The organism is Streptomyces sp. NPDC005423, from assembly GCF_040606415.1.
GTDB lineage: Bacteria > Actinomycetota > Actinomycetes > Streptomycetales > Streptomycetaceae > Streptomyces.
Genome location: NZ_JBEXET010000042.1, coordinates 1 through 18,728, shown reverse-complemented (window position 1 = coordinate 18,728; position 18,728 = coordinate 1). Strand labels below are relative to the sequence as shown.

The window sequence follows — 18,728 nt, the reverse complement described above, 5'->3', positions numbered from 1 at the left end:
TGGTACCCCGCAACGCGCTCGGCACTCCCCCTCTTCACATGGCCGGTGAACCCGACGCCGGCGACACCGGCGCGCTGAACGCGGACCCGGTCGTCGTGCCGGGGGCCCCGGAGGCGCTCGACGGAGGCTGCGCGGAGGGGGGTTCGGAGGACGGTGGCGCGGAGGACGGCGGCTCGGAACTCGGGGGCGGCGGGGAGTGCGATGACGGAGCGGACGGCGAGGACGGTGAGGAGGCCGAGGAAGACGAAGACGAAGACGACGACGAACTCGACGAACTCGACGACGAGTTGGGCGACGAGGTGCTCGTCGAGGGGACGGCGGGGTGGACCGGCGGCTTGGTCGGGTGGTCCTTGCCGCCGGTGTCGCCGTGGTGACGGGCGAACCAGCCGTGGTGGTGGGGGTCGTAGAGGACGAAGACGTTGACGGTCCGGGGCGCGGGCGTCACGACGACCACGTTCTGCGGCCGGTAGGCGGGCCAGGAGTCGCCGGTGCGCTTGACGGTGCCCTGCTGGGCGACGGGCGGCGAGAGCGGGTTGCCGCAGGCGCAGCGGACGCGGGGCACGCCGTGGTCGTCGATGAGGACGGCGGTGCCGGCCTGGAGGACGGCCTGGTAGGTGGTGGCCGCGGCGGCGCGGTAGCCGTGGTTGGTGACCCTGGTGTCCATGCGCAGCTGTACGGGGGTGAGAGAGCGCAGATAGGCGGGGACGCCGGCCGGCTGCACACCGGCGACGGAGGCGAACGCCCGGTTCTTCGCGGGGGCCGCCCCGAGCGCCTTGATCTGCTTCTCCACGTCGCAGCTGGAGACGTTGCGGGTGCCGCCGTAGAGGCCGGGCGCGCCGCCGTCCACGCCGCGTACCGCGTTCGCGGGTTCGGAGGCGGTGGGGGAGGCGGAGACCGGCGGGGCGGAGTTCTCGGTCGCCGACGACTCCGTGAACGGGTCGGGGCCCGTCTTGTCGGCGGCCTGGAGGAAGACCTCACCGCGGCCGGCGGACCCGGAGCCGCCGCCGGGGCGGGTGAGGACGACGGCGACGATCACGGCGGCCACCACCAGCGTGGTGATGACCGCGACACGCGGCGCGGACCTCCACCAGGGCCGGTGCGGCTCCGGAGCTCCCGGACCACCGGAGCCGCCTGAGCCGCCTGGGCCCCCGCTGCCCCCCGGCGGCTGCGACGGCGGCCCCGACGGCGGCTGCGAGGGGCCCGACAACGGGCCGGAAGGGGGTCCAGTGGGGCGGCCGGAAGACGGCGGTTCGACGCTCACGAGCACTTCCTCCCGACGTGGGTTCTCGCGGCACTTCGCATGATTTATGCCGTTCTGTCCACGCCGAACCCATTGTGTGCTCGGATCCGGTACCGCCCGCAAGCCGAATCGGACGGACCTCCCGGCGGGCGTTCCGCGCGGAGGCTGCCTAGCGTGGCAGCGTGAGCCTCCCACCCCCGGCTGATCATGCAGTCGCCCGCCACGGCTGGGTCCAGGCCGTGAGCACCGTACTGGCCGCCCTGCTCGCGATGGGCGTGATCGCCGCGCTGGGGCTGTGGGCGGCCGGCGCGACCGGCCTGCCCGGGGACGCCTTCCCCCGGGTCGTGGCGGCGACCGTCGTGACGGCCGTCGGCGGCACCATCGCCATCTCGGGCGACGCCGGTGCGATCGCCGGGACCCGGGCCGGGCTGACCGCGATCCCCTTGTCGGTGACGCTGGTCGGCGCCCTGGTCGTCGGCGCGGGATTTCTGCGGCCCCTGCGGCACCGAGCGGTCGCCGGCACCGCGGAACTGGCCGGGTGGGCGGGCCGGATCGCCGTCCTGTGGCTGGCGGCGATGGTCGGCGTGTCCCTCGCGGCCCGGCAGAAGTTCGCCATCTCCCTCGGCAACGGCACGCTCGGCGACATCGGCGACGTACTCGACACCTCGCCGACGGTCGGCTTCCGGGCCGCCGTCGTCGAGAGCGTCCTCTTCGCCTTGCTGTGGCTGGCGGGCGTCCTCGTCCTGGCCCTGCTGGTCTCCCGGACGGCGCCGCTCCCGCCCCGCCTGGTCCGCCTCCACGCCTCGGTACGCCCCGCCGCCCACGCCGTCCTGGTCCTGCTCCTGCTCTACGTGGTGCTCGGCCTCGTCACCGCCCTGGTCGTCGCGGCGACCCGGGGCCACGCCACCCAGACCTTCGCCCTGATCCTGCTCGGCCTGCCCAACCTGGTGTGGCTGACCCTCACGATCGGTCTGGGCGCGACCTGGCACGGCCGCGTCGTGGGCCCCTTCGGACTGCCCGTGCCGCACCTGCTCGACCAGGTGCTGCGCACCCCCGACTTCTCCACGCTGAACCTGCGCACCCTCGCCCATTACGACGGCCGGGTGTGGTGGCTCCTCGTGATCGACGCGGTCCTGCTGTGGGCCGCCGCGTTCGTGATGGCGGCCCGCTCCCCGGCCCGCACGCGCGTCTGGCAGCACGCCGTCCACCTCGCCGTCGCCCTGGCCCTCGCGGTCCTGATGATCTGTCTCACCTGCCGGCTCTCCGCCCACTACGGCCTCTCCCTCCTCGGCATCGGCGACGCCGGCGGCGGCCTGTCCGGCCGGCTCTCCCTGCGACCGGAGCTGTGGACGGCGGTCGGCCTCGGCGCGCTGTGGGGACTGGTCGCGGGGTTCCTCGGCGCGCTGCTGGCGAAGCCGGTGCGGCGGCGGGGCGAGGTCGAGAAGAACGGGAACGGGCCCGCGGCGCGGGCTAACCGCGCCGCCTGAACACCGGCTCGGCCCAGTGCGGGGGCGGCGGCGGCCGGCCGTCCCGCGGCGGGGCCGCTCGCAGGTCGACCTGGGTCCGCGGGTGGCCTGCGGCGGGGGTGCCGCGCAGGCCGGTGACGAAGGCCAGGCAGGAGTCGTAGCGGTCGTCGGGGGACTTGGCGAGGGCCTTGGCGAAGACCTGGTCGACGTGGGGCGGCAGACCGGGGCACGACTCGGTGGGCGGCGGCGGCTCGTCGTACTGGTGGGCCCAGAGGAGGGCCATGTCGTCGTCGCGGCGGAACGGCGGGCGGCCCGCGAGGCACTCGTAGACGACGCAGGCCAGGCCGTACACGTCACAGCGGCCGTCCACCGGGCGGCCGGAGATCTGCTCGGGCGCCACGTAGTCGAGGGTGCCGACGAACTGGCCGACGGTGGTGAACCCGGTCAGGGAGAGCGACTTCTTCGTGAGGCCGAAGTCGGTGAGGTAGACGTGCTCGGGATGGTCGCTGTCGGTGCCCCGGGCCACCAGGATGTTGCCGGGCTTCACATCCCGGTGGACGAGCCCGTGCTCGTGGGCCGCGTCGAGGGCGGAGGCGACCTGGCCGGCGATCCGGACGGTCGTCGGGAGGGGCAACGGGCCCGAACTGTCCAGGAGATGACGCAGGTCGCTGCCGGCGACGTAGCGCATGGCGATGTACAGGACGCCGTCCGTCTCCCCGGCCTCGAAGACCGGGACGATGTGCGGGTGGTCGATCGCGGCGGCGACCCGGGACTCGTGGGTGAAGCGTTTGCGGAAGGTGTCGTTGCGGGCGAGTTCCGGGGCCAGCAGTTTGAGGGCGACCGTGCGGTCCAGGCGCAGGTCCTGGGCGCGGTAGACCACCGCCATGCCGCCGCGGCCGATCTCGCGGTCGAGGCGGTAGCCCGCGATCCGTCGGCCGACCAGTTCGGAGGGGCGGCCGGAGAAGAGGCCGGTGTCGCGGACCATCACGGGCCGCCGTCGGGCCGTACCACCTGGGTCGGGGCATGGCCGAGGTCCGGGGCGGCATGCTTCTGGTCCCGGGCGGCGGCCTCGGGGCCGTCGTCGGTGGCGTAGGCGCTGAGGCGGATGCCGTCGCCGTAGACCCAGCGTTCGTGGTCCGCGTCGTAGAGCCATACGGACTCGCCGTCGACGATCACACCGATCCGCAGCCCGTGGGTGCGGGCGTGGAAGGACGAGCCGTCCAGTCCGCCGGCCGCCCGTTCCTCGACGGCGGCCCGGTAGCGGGCGAGGCTCTGTTCGGCGCGGGCGAGCAGGGGGCGTGGGTCGGCGCTGCGGGTGAGGGGGCCGCCGGCGGCGGGCGGGTCCTGGGGTACGGCGAGGAGGTGGCGGCCGTCGACCCAGGCGGCCCAGCCGTTGGAGCACAGGACCCGGGCCCAGTCGCCGCGCTGCTCCAGCAGCTGGACCGGCAGCAGCGGGTCGAGCGGGACGGTGGGCCGGCCCGGGTCGGGGACCTCCCAGGCGGGCATGCCGTGCTGGGGCACGACGTGCGTGGGCGCGAAGCCGGCGGTCGTCATCGGGGTGCCCCTCCTACTTCCGCATCACGGCCGGCTCGTGCCGGCGCAGCAGCCGGGAGACCGCGAGACCGAAGAGCGCCGACAGCACGACCAGCATCGCCATGTCGAGCAGCCACACCCCGGCGGAGTGCCGGAACAGCGGATCGCCGGTCAGCGTGCCGGGCACGATCCGGGCCAGTCCGATGGTGCCCGCCATTCCGCCGAGCGCCCATCGGGAGGGCACCAGCCAGGAGAGCTGGTCGAGGCCGGGCACGCCGTGCAGTTTCAGCAGAGCGCCGCAGAACACGACCTGCACGATGGCGAGGAGCACGAGCAGCGGCATCGTCACCTCTTCCTTGCGCACCAGTGCGGAGACCAGCAGACCGAGCACCATGGCGGTGAAGGAGAGCAGCGCGACGGCCACCGTGATCTCGATCAGCGGGGGCATCAACACGCCTTTCCCGCCTGGGGCGTTGAGGTTGACGCCGAGCAGGGCGACCAGGGTGAGGACGATGGCCTGGAGCACGGTGATCGCGCCCAGCACCACGATCTTGGAGAGCAGGTACGCCGATCTGGAGAGGCCGACGGCCCGTTCGCGCCGGTAGATCGCGCGTTCCTTGACGAGTTCGCGCACCGCGTTGGCCGCGCCGGTCAGGACTCCGCCGACGCAGAGGATGAGCAGCGCGTTCATCGCGGTCTCCCGGGTCAGCCTGTCGCCGGCCAGGGCGCGGGCCATCGCGCCCATTACGAAGGGCAGCGCGATCATGATGACGAGGAAGGTGCGGTCGGCGGCGAGGGCGGCCGTGTAGCGGCGGACCAGGGTGCTGAGCTGCGCTCCGCGGCTGCGGGGCCGGGGCGGCGGGGCCACGGTGACCGGGCCGGAGCGGGGCAGCCGGGGCTGCGCGGTCGACTCGTCGATGTACCGGCGGTGGAACGGGGAGTCGCGGAACTCCCCCGCCCAGTCCCGGTGGCGGTCTCGCTCGAAGGCCTCGAACGCCTCCGGCCACTCCTCGAAGCCGAAGAAGGCGAGGGCGTCCCCGGGCGGCCCGTAGTAGGCGGTCCTGCCGCCGGGCGCGAGCACGAGGAGCCGGTCACAGACGTCCAGGCTGAGGACGCTGTGCGTGACGACGATGACGGTCCGGCCGTCGTCGGCGAGGCCCCGGAGCATGTGCATCACCGAGCGGTCCATGCCCGGATCGAGGCCCGAGGTGGGTTCGTCGAGGAAGAGCAGCGACGGCTTGGTCAGCAGTTCCAGGGCGACGCTGACCCGCTTGCGCTGACCGCCGGAGAGGCTGTGCACGGGCTGTCCGGCCCGCTCCTCCAGGCCCAGTTCGCGGATCACCTCGTCCACCCGGTCGCGTCGCTCCACCTTCGCGGTGTCCTGCGGGAAGCGGAGTTCGGCCGCGTAGGTGAGGGCGGCGCGCACGGTGAGCTGGCCGTGCAGGATGTCGTCCTGCGGGACGAGACCGATGCGCTGGCGCAGTTCGGAGTAGTCGCGGTACAGGTCGCGGCCGTCGTAGAGGACGGTGCCGTGGTCGGCGGGGCGCTGGCCGGTGAGGGCGTTGAGGAGGGTGGACTTCCCGGCGCCGCTGGGTCCGACGACGGCGAGCAGGCACTTCTCCCCTACGGGGAAGGACACCCGGTCGAGGAGGATCTTGCGGCCCCGGTCCACCGCGACGGTGAGGTCCTGTACGTCGAGGGAGACCTCGCCGGTGTCGACGTACTCCCGCAGCTCGTCGCCGACCAGGCAGAACGCGGAGTGCCCGATGCCGACGACGTCACCCGGCCCGATCCGGGCGCCGGTGACGGGCTGGCCGTTCAGATACGTGCCGTTGTGGCTGCCGAGGTCGGCGATCTCGTACGTGCCGTCGGGCAGGGTGCGCAGTTCGGCGTGGTGGCGGGAGACGATCAGGTCGTCGACGACGAGGTCGTTGTCGTCGGCGCGCCCGATGCGGACGGCGCGGGCGGGCAGCGGCCGTACGGTGGTGGGGCGGCGGAAGGTGCCGGTGAGGGCGGGGACCGAGACGACCGAGGGGCGCTCCGGTGCGGGCGCCGGGCGGCCGGCCAGGACGAGGCGGGGGCCGTCGGCGGGGTTGCCGAACCGGATCACGCTGCCGGGGCCCACGCCCCACTCCTCGACGCGGCGGCCGTCGGCGTAGGTGCCGTTGGTGCTGTGCTCGTCCTCGATGGTCCAGTGGTCGGCCTCGGGCCGCAGCACGGCGTGGTGCCAGGAGACCCGGGAGTCGTCGATGACGATGTCGCACAGGGGGTCGCGGCCGACGTGGTAGTCCCGGCTCGGGCTCATCATTGTGGAGCCCGTCTCCGTCTCCAGGAGGAGTTCGGGCGCAGTCGGCGTGACCGGCCGCTCTGCCATGCCCAGAATTCTACCGATTCGCCCAGGAGTGCGCCGTTCGGAGAGTGGGAGGGAGCGGTCCCGGCGGCCGGGCCGGTTCAGGCGACGGGCACGGCCAGCGAGGGGAGGGTGCGCTGCATGCGCAGGGCGTCCACCGACTCGGCGAGCAGTTCGTACTCGGTGGTCTCGTCGCTGGTGGCGATCCGCACCAGCCGGCCGGCCGCCAACTCGTTGGCCACCAGCTCCTGTTGGCCGTCGTCGCCTGCCCAGGCGCGCAGCAGTCCCGGTACGTCGGGCACCGTGCCGGCGACCGGGACGAGGGCGCCCGCCGGGAAGACCGGGTTCTCCGGGTCGGGATCGAGACGGTCGGCGATCCAGCTCGCGCGGTCGCGCAGCCACCACAGGGCGAGGGCCAGGGTCGGGGCACGGTAGGTTCCCAGGGGCACTCCGATACGCCTGCCGTCGCAGGCGCCGTACGCGGTGACATGGCACAGGAATTCGTCGTGCACGATCACTCCCCCGTCGCGTCCGCGGCTTGCCGGTCGGACCTCGCTTTCCTTACGGCTCAGTTGGCCGGTGAGCTGCGAACGATGGCGGTTTCACATCGTGAAGATGTGCCCTAGCTGTCGAGTATGTTGACTCCTGAAACACTGTCACCACGGCTTTTCAGCCAGTCTCTTGGCATATTCAAGGGCTTGATTGGCCGAATTGCTGCGGGGGCCTGGACGTCATTCCGCGACTGTCATCGCCCGACGGGCGAGCGACGCGCCGGGCCGCCCGGGACAGGGCGCGCGCGACGGCTGGACGAGAATTCCGAGCGCTCCCCTGACCAGCGAGGACGGCTTTGAAGGAGATCAGCCCGGCAGTTCCGCGGGCACCGCGCGTCAGGGAAACCCAGCGGCCCGCCGACGGAACCTACACCTGCCGGACGGCGCCGTCACCGTCCGCCCGGAGATCTGGCCGCCCCGATGCGCGCACCGCCGACGCCGGGTGCCGCGGCTACGGCCGCTCGGCGGCTCAACTGTCGGAGACGCCACACACTTCCGGTGAAGGCCGAGCTCCGTGCGGCGATCGGGAAGGCGGAGGGCGACCGGGTGACCTGCGCCCGGAGGAACGGCTCAACTCCTGAGCACGCACCCGTAGTTGGACGGTCCACTCCCGAGGCCGTGAGGCCGCCCGAGAGACCAGGGCGGGCCGCCGCGCGCCGTCGAAGCGGCGGCGGCCCGGCTCCGCGAGGTCAGGCAGCGGTCACGGCCTGACGATCGCGTCGATACGGGCCAGCTCCTCGGCGTCGAAGTCCAGGTTGCGGGTGGCCGCGACGCTGTCCTCCAACTGCTGCGGGCTGCTCGCGCCGACCAGGGCGGAGGTCACCCGGCCGCCGCGCAGCACCCAGGCCAGAGCGAGCTGCGCCAGCGTCTGGCCGCGCCCCTTGGCGATCTCGTCGAGGGCGCGCAGCCGGCCCACGAGGTCCTCGGTGACCGCCTCCGAATTGAGGAACGGGCTGTCGCTCGCCGCCCGGGACCCCTCCGGGATGCCGTCGAGGTAGCGGGAGCTGAGCAGGCCCTGCTCCAGCGGGGAGAAGACGATGGAGCCGACGCGGAGTTCGTCCAGCGCGTCCAGCAGACCCTCGTCCTCGGGGCGGCGGTCGAGCATCGAGTAGCGCGGCTGGTGGATCAGCAGCGGGGTGCCCAGCTCGCCGAGGATGCGGGCGGCCTCCCGGGTCTGCTCCGCCGAGTAGTTGGAGATGCCGACGTAGAGCGCCTTGCCCTGCTGGACGGCGGAGTGCAGGGCGCCCATCGTCTCCTCGAGGGGAGTCTCCGGGTCGGGGCGGTGCGAGTAGAAGATGTCGACGTACTCCAGGCCCAGCCGGGACAGGCTCTGGTCGAGCGAGGAGAGCACGTACTTGCGCGAACCCCACTCGCCGTACGGGCCGGGCCACATCAGATAGCCGGCCTTGGTGGAGATCACCAGTTCGTCGCGGTACGGCGCGAAGTCCGCCTTGAGGGCGTCGCCCAGCGCGGACTCGGCGGCGCCGGGCGGCGGGCCGTAGTTGTTGGCCAGGTCGAAGTGGGTGACACCTAGGTCGAAGGCGCGGCGCAGGATGGCCCGCTGCGTGTCGACCGGCCGGTCGGGGCCGAAGTTGTGCCACAGGCCGAGCGACAGCGCGGGGAGCTGCAGGCCGCTGCGTCCGGTGCGCCGGTAGGGCATGTCCGCGTAACGGTCGGGGTGTGCGGTGTACAACGCGACTCCAGAGGTGTGGGCACTGCTGCTGCGAATCCTGCTCATACGCCGCCCACTCTCCCCCGGCCCGCGGGCAGCGGTCCAACAGGAGAATGCGATGAAATTCAGCGGTTACGCTTCTCAATCATGGAACTGCGTCATCTCCAGCACTTCGTCGCGGTCGCCGAGGACCAGCACTTCACCCGGGCCGCGGAGCGCCTGATGGTGTCCCAGTCGGGCCTGTCGGCGTCGATCCGGGCCCTGGAGCGGGAGCTCCAGACCCCGCTCTTCGTGCGGACCACCCGCCGGGTGACGCTCACCGAGGCGGGCCGCGCCCTGCTCGCCGAGGCGGAGCGGATCCTCGCCCAGGTCAGGACCGCGCACGAGGCGGTCGCCGCGGTGCAGGGTGTGCTGCGGGGCACGCTTGCGCTGGGCACCGAGCAGTGCATCGCCGGGGTGCGGGTGGCCGGGCTGCTCGCCGCGTTCCGGCGCCGTCACCCGGACGTGGAGATCCGGCTGCGCCAGGCGGGCTCCGGCGCGCTGGCGGAGGAGGTCGCGGCCGGCCGGCTCGACCTGGCCTTCGCCTACCGGACGCAGGCGGACACCGACCAGTTGCGCTCGCTGGCGCTGACCAGCGAGCCGATGACCGTGCTCTGCCATCCCAGCCACCGGCTGGCCCGGACCGGGGCCGCGCTGACCCCCCAGGACCTGGGCGGCGAGGTCTTCGTCGACTTCCACCCGGACTGGGGTCCGCGCCGCACCACGGACGCGGCCTTCGCCGGCGCGGGCGTACGGCGGACGGTCGCGCTGGAGGTCAACGATGTGCACAGCCTCCTGGACCTGGTCGACGAGAACCTCGGTGTCGCGGTGGTCCCCCAGCACTTCCGGGACAAGCGGCAGGCGCTCACCGCGCTCCCCCTGAAGGGCACCGGCGACGAGGCCTACGAGACGGTGGCGCTGCTGCCGCCGCCCGAGGCCACCAGTCCGGCGGCCCGCGCCCTGATCACGCTGCTGGAGACAGAGGAGTTGGCGCCGGCCGCCGAGGACGCGGACCCCGCCTGACCGAGGGCTCGTCGGCACAGACGATATCCGGACAACGGCGGCTGGCCGAAAAGCGGAACTGATGGTCCGTCACATTCCGTTCGTCGAGGGCACGTTCAGGCCTGTCGCCGAGCGGGCGACCGCGCACGATCCGCCGGTCACCGGTCGCGTCCCGCGCGACAACGACCCTCCCTCCCCGCGCGACGGCCCCGGCCTGCGGGTGCCGCCGGGCGGGCGCGGGAGCCGTATTCCGGACGCGTGAGCGACCGCGATGCGCGATGGTGGTCGTATGCATGCAAAGGACATCCTCATCGACGGCTTCGGCCGCATCCAGGAAGAAGTCCACTCGGCGGTGGAAGGACTGTCACCGGACCAGCTCCACGCCCGTCCCGGCTCCGACGCCAACTCGATCGCCTGGCTCGTCTGGCATCTCACCCGGGTCCAGGACGACCATGTCGCCGACGCCTCCGGTCTCGACCAGGTGTGGCTCACGGAGGGCTGGGAGAAGCGCTTCGGACTCGACCTGCCACGCGCGGACACAGGCTACGGCCATACGTCCGCGAAGGTCGGCACGGTGCGGGTGGAGTCCGCCACCCTGCTGACCGGCTACTACGACACGGTGCACACCCAGACCCTGGGGTACCTGCGCGGGCTGGCCGCCGAGGACTTCGAGCGGGTCGTGGACGAGCGCTGGGACCCGCCGGTCACCCTCGGCGTACGGCTCGTCAGCGTGCTCTCCGACGATCTCCAGCACGTCGGACAGGCCGCCTACGTCCGGGGGCTGGTGGCGAGCACGGACGCGTAGCCCGGCAGGACGACGTCCTCGATGAGGGCCCTGCGCTCGTCGAACGGGAGGAACGCGCTCTTCACCGCGTTCACCGTGACCGTGCGCAGGTCCTCCACCGTCCAGCCCGCCTGCTCGACCAGGAGGGACATCTCCCGGGTCATGGTCGTACCGGAGACCAGCCGGTTGTCGGTGTTGAGGGTGACCCGGAAGCCCAGGTCCTTCAACGCGGTGATGGGGTGCTCGGCGATCGAAGTGGCCGCGCCCGTCTGGAGGTTGGAGGTCGGGCACATCTCCAGGGCGATACGGCGGTCGCGCACCCAGCCGGCCAGCCGGCCGAGCTTGCCGTCGACGATGTCCTCGGTGATGCGGACACCGTGCCCGACGCGCTGGGCGCCGCACACCTGGACGGCCTGGTGGATGCTGGGCAGCCCGTGCGCCTCACCGGCGTGGATGGTGAACGGGACGCTCTCGGCGCGCAGGTGCGCGAAGGCGCCGAGGTGGTCGGCGGGCGGGAAGCCGTCCTCGGCGCCGGCGATGTCGAAGCCGACGACACCCGCGTCCCGGAAGGCCACGGCGAGGTCGGCGGCCTCCCGGACCCGGTCGAACATCCGCATGCCGCACAGCAGGGTCCGGACCTGGAGGGGCGTTCCCGCCGCGGCGGCCTTCGCCATGCCGGCCGCGAGGCCCTCCTGGACGGTCTCCACCACCTCGGCCGGGGCCAGCCCGCCGTTCACCATCAGCTCGGGGGCGTAGCGCACCTCGCCGTAGACGACCCCGTCGGCGGCGAGGTCGAGCACGTACTCCTCGGCGGCGCGCAGCAGGCCCTCACGGGTCTGGAGCACGGCGAGGGTGTGCTCGAAGGTGGCTATGTAGCGCACCAGATCACCGGAGTTGGCGGCGTCGAAGTACCAGGCGGCGAGCGCGTCCGGGTCGGTGGTGGGCAGGGTGTGTCCCACCGCGTCCGCGAGTTCCACCACGGTGGCGGGGCGCAGGCCGCCGTCGAGGTGGTCGTGGAGCACGGCCTTGGGCAGCCGGCGGAGGGTGTCGTGGTCGACGGGGGAGGCGGTCATGTGCGGTGTTTCCTCGGCAGGTGTGCGGTGGGGTGGGGTCAGTCGGTGGCGGGCTGGAGCAGGTCCCAGCGGTTGCCGTACAGATCCTGGAAGACGGCGACCGAGCCGTAGGGCTCGTGGCGGGGCTCCTCCAGGAAGGTCACCCCGGCGGCGCGCATCCGGGCGTGGTCGGCGGCGAAGTCGTCGGTGTGCAGGAAGAACCCGACCCGGCCGCCGGTCTGGTCACCGATCCGCCCGCGCTGCGCCTCGTCCTTGGCCCGGGCGAGGAGCAGTCCGGTGCCGGTTCCGGCTGCCCCGGGGGCGACGACGACCCAGCGGGATCCGTCGGGCCGCGGAGTGTCCTCGACGAGCCGGAATCCGAGCGCCTCGGTGTAGAAGCGGATCGCGTCGTCGTAGTCGTCGACGACGAGGGTGACCAGGGCGATACGGCTCATCGGGACCTCTCGGGAGGGGGATTGACGGGAGAGGTTATACGTAAAACGTCGTTGCCGCCAGTCGAGGTTCCGAGGGGGTGAGAAGAGGTGGCGACGACGGGCGACGGACCGGGGAAGCGGGCCGGCCCCTACGGAGCCTCCTCGCCCTGCGCCACCTCGACCTGGTGATGGAAGTCGATCATCCCCGTGGCCGCGGCGCCGCAGGAGAGGCCGGCCCAGGCCAGGAGCAGGGCGGCGGCAGCGGCGGCGGCCCGGTGGGCGCCGGGCGGGCCCGCCAGCAGCGCCTTGACGCGGAGCGGGACGGGCCCGGTGGTGGCGCCGGCGGCGAAGCCGGGGCGGGCGGAGCGGGCCGCCGACTGTCCGGCGAGGGCCGCGCGGGCGATGGCGCGAGCGGTCAGCCGACGGTCGCCGACGGCCGAGGCGGCGGCCTCGTCCGCGACGCGCTCGGCCGCGAGTCGGATCTGGTGGCGGACCGGCCGCAGTGCCGGGTGGCAGTGGGCGGCCAGTTCCGCGGCGGCGAGGAAGTAGTGGTGGCCGCCCGCGTTGTGCGCCCGCTCGTGCGCGAAGAGCGCCTCGCGTTCGGCGGCGTCGAGGCTGCGCAGCATCGCGGTGGTGACGACGATCCGGTGTGGCCGGCCGGGCAGCGCGTACGCGTCCGGGTCCGGGGAGTCGACCACGCACAGGTCGCCCGCGGCCGGCCCCCGGTCGGCCTCCGTGCGGGCCGCGCGGAAGGCGCGGGTCTGCCGCAGCACCGCGCGGGCGACGGTCCACAGGGACACGGCGAGGGCGCCGACGGAGAGCGTCGCCGCCGGCACGACGAAGGCGTCGGAGGCGGTACGCAGCGGGTGGACGAGTTCGCCGAGGGCGGCGAAGACGGAGAGCTGGAGCAGCCCGGTGAGGACGAACGCGCCGAGCGCGGCGAGGGAGCAGCCGGCGGTGACCACCGTGCAGAGGGTGAGCAGCCACAGGGCGGTGCGGGGCGCGAGCCGGTCGAGGGCGCGGCGGGTGACCGGCGCGACCAGGAAGGGCAGCGCGATCGGCAGGAGCAGCAGCGCGATCATCCGTCACCTGATTCGAGGAGGTCGCGCAGGACCCGCTCGTCGTCGGGGCTGAGCTGGGCGACGAAACGGGCGAGGACGGTCTCGCGGTCCAGGTCCCGGTCGAGTTCGGTGTGCATCCGGCGGGCGGTGAGTCCCTGGGCGTCCTGGACCGGGTAGTAGGCGTAGCCGCGGCCCTGGCGCCGACGCTCGACGACACCCTTGTCGTGCAGACGGGTCATGATCGTGGTCACCGTCGTGCGCGCCAGGCCGGAGCCCAGGCTGAGCTGCACCTGGCCGGGGGTCTGCGGCGCGCCGGCGGCCCAGAGGGCGGCCATGACGGTGGCCTCCAGCTCGCCCGCCGGTCGGCGTTCGTCTCTCGCGTCGGTCATGGGAACGATCCTCACCCCGTGCTCGTCTACAGTTCAGTAGACCGTCTACAGGATTGTAGTCGGGCGGGTGCCTGCCGGACTGCGCCCGCGCACCCATTATGAAAGGGGCCGTCGCGATGACCGCAGGACTTCGCACACCCATTCTCCTGCATGCCGCGCCGGGCCCCTTCGGCATAGCCGCCTTCCGTCTCCCCCCGGTTCCGACGACGGAAGAGCCTGTCCATGCCGTTCATGTGCCCCCGTTCCGGGCGGAGTCGCGCGGAACCCCGGCTGTCCGCGCTGCTGCGCCGCCGCCTCGGACCCGCCGTCGCCGTGACCTACGCGGCCGCCGCGGTACTGCCCGCCCCGGGCCTGTGGCTCCGCCGCCCGCACCCTCTCGACGCCGCCGGCCTGGGTGAACTCGCCTTCTGCGTACCGCAGTTGCTCCTCGCACTGGTCCTGTTCAGCGCCGGCTGTCAGGTGCCGCCGCACGGACTGCGCCTGCTGTTGCGGCGCCCGGCAGCGCTGGTCGCCGGTCTCGTCCTGCACGTCCTGGTGCCACTGCTGATCGTGCCCGGGGTCGCGTTGGCGCTGCGCGCGTCGCCCGACCAGGACGGCGGCAGCGGAATGCTCGCCGCGATGATCCTCGTCGTGGCGATGCCGGTGGCGGCCGGCGCCACGGTGTGGACCGCGAAGGGGGACGGCGACCAGCCCACGGCCGTCGGCCTGGTCCTCGCCTCCACGCTGGTCAGTCCGCTGACCGTGCCGGTGACCCTCGCCGTCCTGTCTCCGCTGCTCAAGGGCGACTACGCGGGCAGACTCGCCCCGGTGGGCCACTCCGCCGGGCACGCCTTCGCGCTCACCTCGGTCCTCCTGCCGTGCGCGGCGGGCCTCCTGGCCCGGCTCGCGCTCCCCCGGCCGGCCGGGGAGGCGCTCCTGCGCGGCACCGTCCCGGCCGCCCTGGCCGGGTCGCTGCTGCTCACCTATGTCAACGCCAGCGGGGTGCTCGGCCCCTTCCTGCTGCATCCGCGCCCGGTCCTGCTCGCGGGGGCGCTCGCCGTCGCCGCCACGGTGTGCGGCCTGTCCTTCACGCTCGGCCGGGCCGCCGTACGGGTGCTGCGGCTGGACGCGCGGACCGGCGCTTCGGTGACGCTGGCCTGCGGGATGAACAACAGCAGCGCGAGCGCGGTCCTGATCACGACGGCCCTGCCCGACCGTCCGCACGTCCTGCTGCCGGTGCTGGCGTACGGCCTGTTGCAGAAGATGGCCGCCGGGCGGGTGGTGCGACGGGTGGGGAGGTGAGCCGGTGCGGAGAGCCGGGCCGGGGCCTCAACCGGCCCTGTGGTGCACCGCGTCGAGGCGGGCCGCTTCCTCGTCGGTGAGGCGTACGGCGCCCGCCGCGATGTTCTCGGTGAGATGTCCGGGGTCGCCGGTGCCGGGAATGGCCAGCACATGCGGGCCCTGCCGCAGCGTCCACGCGAGCCGGATCCGGGCCGGGCTCGCGCCGTGCGCGCGGGCGATGTCCAGTACCTCTTCGGGGTGCGCGGTGGTGGCGCCGCGCGCCCCGCCCGCACCGGCGATCGCGAAGAACGGCACGAAGGCGATGCCCTGTGCACCGCAGATCCGCAGCATCTCGTCGGTGCCGGGAGCGTGGTGGTCCAGGCCGTAGCGGTTCTGCACACACACCACCGGGGCGATCTCCTGGGCCTCGGCGAGATGGCGGGGCTCGACGTCGGAGAGACCGAGGTGCCGGATCAGGCCCTTCTCCCGGAGGTCGGCGAGCGCGCCGAAGTGCTCGGCGACGGAGTCCTGCCACATCCGCCGGAGGTTGACGACGTCGAGCTGGTCACGGCCCAACTGGCGGGGGTTCTCCTCCACTTGACCGCGCAGTTGGTCGGGCCTCGCGGAGGTTCCCTACTCCCCCGCGTGGTCCCGGTGGGGCCCGACCTTGGTGACGATGACGAGATCGTCGCCGTACGGCGAGAGCGCGCTGTTGATGATCTCGTTGGCCGACCGCAGGGACGAGAAGGAGAAGGCCGCGGTGTCGATGTGGTTGACGCCGAGTTCAACCGCCTTGCGCAGTACGGCGATCGACCGGGCGCGGTCGCTGGGCGTGCCGAGGTGGAAGGCGGCGCTGCCGGTCAGTCGCATCGCGCCGAAGCCGATCCGGCGCACGGACAGGCCGCCGAGTTTCCCACTGCCCGAGGCGGCCGCGGTGATCTCCTCTGAGGTCATCGGCGGAGTCTCGCACAGGGCCGGCGTGCGGCGCCCGGGGCGGCACGTCGGCTCGACTCCCGCCCCAGCAGGCAGTGATGAGGCGCGGTTCACCCCAACGGCCGGTGCGGTACGCCCAGTTCCCCCACGCGGCCGCCCGGGGCGCGAGCGCCGCGACGGCGTGCCGCCGGCCCCTCGCGTGCAGGGGCGGCGGCATGCCGTCGCGGCGCGGCCGGGTCAGCTCAGCGGCTTGTCCAGCACCGCCTTGCGGTGGCTGAACGTCTCGATCGAGTAGCGGCCGTGGTAGTTGCCCATGCCGCTCTCGCCCACACCGCCGAACGGCAGGTCGGAGACGGTGAGATGGGCGAGCGGAAGGCCGTAGCCGAGGCCGCCGGAGGAGGTCTCGGCGACGATCCGGTCGCGGGTGACGGCGTCGTCGCCGAAGACGTACAGGGCGAGCGGCTTGTCGCGGTCGTTGATGAAGTCGATCGCCTCGTCCAGTCCGGGCACGGTCACGATCGGCAGGATCGGGCCGAAGATCTCCTCCGCCATGACGGGCGAGTCCGGGTCCACGTCGGCGAGGACGGTGGGCGCGATGTACTTGTCGGCACGGTCACTGCCGCCACCGACCACGACCCGGCCGGAGCCGAGCAGCCCGGCGAGCCGGTCGAAGTGCCGCTCGTTGACGATGCGGCCGTACTCGGCGGAGGTCTGCGGGTCGGCGCCGTGGACCGCCTCGACCGCGCTCGCCAGCAGGGGTTCCAGCGCGGCGGCGGTCTCCGGGTCGGTCAGGACGTAGTCGGGGGCCACACAGGTCTGGCCCGCGTTGAGGAACTTGCCGCGCGCCAGGCGCTCCGCGACGACCTTGAGGTCGGCGCCCCGGTCGACGAAGGCCGGTGACTTGCCGCCGAGTTCGAGGGTGACCGGGGTGAGGTGCTCGGCGGCGGCCCGCAGGACGACGCGGCCGACGGCGCCGTTGCCGGTGTAGAAGACGTGGTCGAAACGTTCGGCGAGCAGGGCCGTGGTCTCGGGGACCCCGCCCTCGACGACGGCGACCGCGTCGGTGTCGAGGTAGGCGGGCAGCAGCCGGGCGAGGGCGGCGGAGGTGGCCGGCGCCATCTCGCTGGGCTTGACGACGACGGCGTCGCCCGAGGCGAGCGCGCCGACGACCGGGGTCAGCAGGAGCTGCACCGGGTAGTTCCAGGGGGCGATCACCAGGACGACACCGAGCGGGTCGTACTGCGTCCAGGCGGTCGCGTCGGCGCCGAGGTGGGCCGGTACGGGCGCGGGCTCCGGGCGCAGCCAGGCGTCGAGGTTTTCGAGGGTGTGGTCGATCTCGCGGATCGTGAAGCCGATCTCGGTGCGCTGGGCCTCGGTGGCGCTCTTGCCGAGGTCGGCGTGGAGGGCGGCGGCCAGGTCGTCGCCGTGCTCCGTGAGCAGCTCGCGCAGCCGGCGCAACTGGGCGGTGCGCCACGCCACAGGCTTGGTGCGGCCGGTGCGGAAGGTGGCGCGCAGCCGGGCCACGATGTCGGCGGGCCGCTCGGGGGTGGAGTGGGTCACGATGCCTCGCTGATCTGATGCGGAAAGGACGACGGTCGGGTGTATAGGCCAACCTTTCATCCACCAACATAATTCCGCCGTCGGCCGTCTCACTTTCGGCGACCGGGCGGTCACACCCTCCGACAGTTCCCCCGACGGCGTTCCGGGGGCGAAACGGGTCCCCGCGGGCCCGGCGCGCGCACGCTCCGCCGCCCGAGCGGGAGAATCTCCCCATGACCAGCCCGCCCCACCCCCTCGTCACCCGCGCCCGCCGGCTCGCCGACGACCTCCTCGCCCCGCAGGCCGAACGCGTCGACCAGGAAGGCGTCCCGGCGAGCCACCTCGACGCCGTCAAGCGGTCCGGCCTGCTGGGGGTGAGCGCACCGGTGGCGTACGGCGGCTCGGCGGCTCCCGGCGCGGTGGCACGGGCGACGGCGGAGATCCTCGCCGGGGCCTGCTGCTCGACCTGGTTCGTGCAGACGCAGCACCACACACCGGTGCTGACCCTGACGAAGAGCGAACTCCCTGTGCGCGAGAGGCTGTTGGGACCGCTGTCGAGCGGTGAGCTGCTGTCGGGCGTCGCCTACGCGCACCTGCGGGCCCACCCCCGGATCCCGGTGCGGGTCACCCGTGAGCGGGGCGGCCGGCGCTTCGACGGAACGGTGCCCTGGTACACCGGGTGGGGCCTGAACGACGTCATGCTGCTGGCGGGCGTGACGGACGCGGACGAGGCGCTGTTCGCGTTCACGGAGGCGCGGGAGCAGCCCGGGCTCCGCCCCTCGTCCCTGATACGGCTCGCCGCGCTCACCGCCTCCCGCACGGTCTCCCTGGAGCTGGACGGCCTGTGGCTACCGGAGGAGGCGGTGGTCCTGCGCGTGCCGTACGGGGAGTGGGCGGCGGCCGACCGCCCGAAGGCGACGAACACCTCTCCCGCGGTCCTGGGCGTCGCGGAGTCGGCCCTGGCCCTGCTGGACGAGGACACGGCCGGCCCGCTGCGCACCCGGCTCGCCGAGATCCGCCGCCGGGCCTACGCGCTGGCGGACCACCCGGTACCGCACGAACACCTCGCGGAGCGGCTGGCGCTCCGGACCCGGGCGTACGAGGTGATGAGTACGGCCACCACGGCGGCGGTGGTGGCCGGGGGCGGCAGGGCGCTCGCGCTGACCAGCAGGGCACAACGGCTGGCGCGCGAGGGACTGTTCCTGCTGGTGCAGGGCCAGACGGCGGAGTCCCGCCACGCACATCTGAACGCCCTTGCGGGCAGGGCGACTTGAGGTCCCACGCCTCGACGCGACGACGCCGGGCGGTCACGCCAGGCGGTCACGCCGGGCGGTCACGCCGGGCGGTCACGCCGGGCGGTCACGCCGGGCGGTCACGCCGGGCGGTCACGCCGGGCGGTCACGCCGGGCGGTCACGCCGGGCG

General features: G+C 73.4%; 17 protein-coding genes and 1 pseudogene. 6 read left to right on the top strand and 12 right to left on the bottom strand.

Annotated features, from left to right (window positions below; all coding sequences use genetic code 11):
- Window positions 1–34: 34 nt before the first annotated feature.
- Window positions 35–1,261 carry a DUF6777 domain-containing protein gene (locus ABZT12_RS31585; protein WP_356390886.1) on the bottom strand — a complete coding sequence of 409 codons (1,227 nt, stop codon included), beginning with the start codon at window positions 1,259–1,261 and terminating at the stop codon, window positions 35–37.
- 161 nt (window positions 1,262–1,422) lie between these two features.
- On the opposite strand from ABZT12_RS31585, the gene ABZT12_RS31580 reads away from it, so the two are divergent.
- Complete coding sequence (locus ABZT12_RS31580) at window positions 1,423–2,727, top strand: streptophobe family protein (RefSeq protein ID WP_356390884.1); 1,305 nt, start codon at window positions 1,423–1,425, stop codon at window positions 2,725–2,727.
- Here the strand turns inward: ABZT12_RS31580 and ABZT12_RS31575 are convergent.
- From ABZT12_RS31575 to mgrA, 5 genes are all read right to left on the bottom strand, one after another.
- A complete protein-coding gene (locus ABZT12_RS31575; RefSeq protein ID WP_356390882.1) occupies window positions 2,711–3,691 on the bottom strand; it encodes a serine/threonine-protein kinase in 981 nt (326 codons plus the stop codon). The two genes, ABZT12_RS31580 and ABZT12_RS31575, sit on opposite strands and share 17 nt — an antisense overlap.
- Window positions 3,691–4,260, bottom strand: coding sequence for a hypothetical protein (locus ABZT12_RS31570; RefSeq protein WP_356390881.1), 570 nt, complete (start codon window positions 4,258–4,260; stop codon window positions 3,691–3,693). The genes ABZT12_RS31575 and ABZT12_RS31570 overlap by 1 nt, the downstream gene beginning before the upstream one ends.
- Before the next feature lie 13 nt (window positions 4,261–4,273).
- Complete coding sequence (locus ABZT12_RS31565) at window positions 4,274–6,613, bottom strand: FHA domain-containing protein (RefSeq protein ID WP_356390880.1); 2,340 nt, start codon at window positions 6,611–6,613, stop codon at window positions 4,274–4,276.
- 77 nt (window positions 6,614–6,690) lie between these two features.
- Complete coding sequence (locus ABZT12_RS31560; RefSeq protein WP_356390878.1) at window positions 6,691–7,101, bottom strand: hypothetical protein; 411 nt, start codon at window positions 7,099–7,101, stop codon at window positions 6,691–6,693.
- 739 nt (window positions 7,102–7,840) lie between these two features.
- Window positions 7,841–8,833, bottom strand: coding sequence for an L-glyceraldehyde 3-phosphate reductase (gene mgrA / locus ABZT12_RS31555; protein WP_356390982.1), 993 nt, complete (start codon window positions 8,831–8,833; stop codon window positions 7,841–7,843).
- A gap of 126 nt (window positions 8,834–8,959) precedes the next feature.
- Between mgrA and ABZT12_RS31550 the strand changes: the two genes are divergently transcribed.
- From ABZT12_RS31550 to ABZT12_RS31540, 3 genes are all read left to right on the top strand, one after another.
- Complete coding sequence (locus ABZT12_RS31550) at window positions 8,960–9,874, top strand: LysR substrate-binding domain-containing protein (RefSeq protein WP_356390877.1); 915 nt, start codon at window positions 8,960–8,962, stop codon at window positions 9,872–9,874.
- Window positions 9,875–9,935: 61 nt separating this feature from the next.
- On the top strand, window positions 9,936–10,115 hold the full coding sequence (locus tag ABZT12_RS31545) for a hypothetical protein (RefSeq protein ID WP_356390875.1): 180 nt from the start codon (window positions 9,936–9,938) through the stop codon (window positions 10,113–10,115).
- 27 nt (window positions 10,116–10,142) lie between these two features.
- Window positions 10,143–10,658 (top strand): DUF664 domain-containing protein, encoded by a 516-nt coding sequence (locus ABZT12_RS31540; protein WP_356390873.1) that lies wholly within the window; start codon window positions 10,143–10,145, stop codon window positions 10,656–10,658.
- On the opposite strand, the gene ABZT12_RS31535 is transcribed toward ABZT12_RS31540, so the two are convergent.
- From ABZT12_RS31535 to ABZT12_RS31520, 4 genes are all read right to left on the bottom strand, one after another.
- Window positions 10,622–11,710 carry an adenosine deaminase gene (locus ABZT12_RS31535; protein ID WP_356390871.1) on the bottom strand — a complete coding sequence of 363 codons (1,089 nt, stop codon included), beginning with the start codon at window positions 11,708–11,710 and terminating at the stop codon, window positions 10,622–10,624. The two genes, ABZT12_RS31540 and ABZT12_RS31535, sit on opposite strands and share 37 nt — an antisense overlap.
- Window positions 11,711–11,748: 38 nt before the next feature.
- The gene (locus ABZT12_RS31530) at window positions 11,749–12,144 is read right to left on the bottom strand and encodes a VOC family protein (RefSeq protein ID WP_356390869.1); all 396 of its coding nucleotides are present in this window, start codon (window positions 12,142–12,144) and stop codon (window positions 11,749–11,751) included.
- 128 nt (window positions 12,145–12,272) lie between these two features.
- A complete protein-coding gene (locus tag ABZT12_RS31525; RefSeq protein WP_356390867.1) occupies window positions 12,273–13,205 on the bottom strand; it encodes a M56 family metallopeptidase in 933 nt (310 codons plus the stop codon).
- The gene (locus ABZT12_RS31520) at window positions 13,202–13,573 is read right to left on the bottom strand and encodes a BlaI/MecI/CopY family transcriptional regulator (protein ID WP_356390865.1); all 372 of its coding nucleotides are present in this window, start codon (window positions 13,571–13,573) and stop codon (window positions 13,202–13,204) included. The genes ABZT12_RS31525 and ABZT12_RS31520 overlap by 4 nt, the downstream gene beginning before the upstream one ends.
- Before the next feature lie 231 nt (window positions 13,574–13,804).
- Here ABZT12_RS31520 and ABZT12_RS31515 point away from each other — a divergent pair, with 231 nt between their 5' ends.
- On the top strand, window positions 13,805–14,854 hold the full coding sequence (locus tag ABZT12_RS31515) for a sodium-dependent transporter (RefSeq protein ID WP_356390980.1): 1,050 nt from the start codon (window positions 13,805–13,807) through the stop codon (window positions 14,852–14,854).
- A 27-nt stretch (window positions 14,855–14,881) separates the two neighbouring features.
- Here the strand turns inward: ABZT12_RS31515 and ABZT12_RS31510 are convergent.
- A pseudogene (locus ABZT12_RS31510) lies at window positions 14,882–15,787 on the bottom strand (aldo/keto reductase).
- A 216-nt stretch (window positions 15,788–16,003) separates the two neighbouring features.
- Window positions 16,004–17,326, bottom strand: coding sequence for an aldehyde dehydrogenase family protein (locus ABZT12_RS31505; RefSeq protein ID WP_356390863.1), 1,323 nt, complete (start codon window positions 17,324–17,326; stop codon window positions 16,004–16,006).
- A gap of 212 nt (window positions 17,327–17,538) precedes the next feature.
- On the opposite strand from ABZT12_RS31505, the gene ABZT12_RS31500 reads away from it, so the two are divergent.
- Window positions 17,539–18,579 (top strand): acyl-CoA dehydrogenase family protein, encoded by a 1,041-nt coding sequence (locus ABZT12_RS31500; protein ID WP_356390861.1) that lies wholly within the window; start codon window positions 17,539–17,541, stop codon window positions 18,577–18,579.
- Window positions 18,580–18,728: the final 149 nt, after the last annotated feature.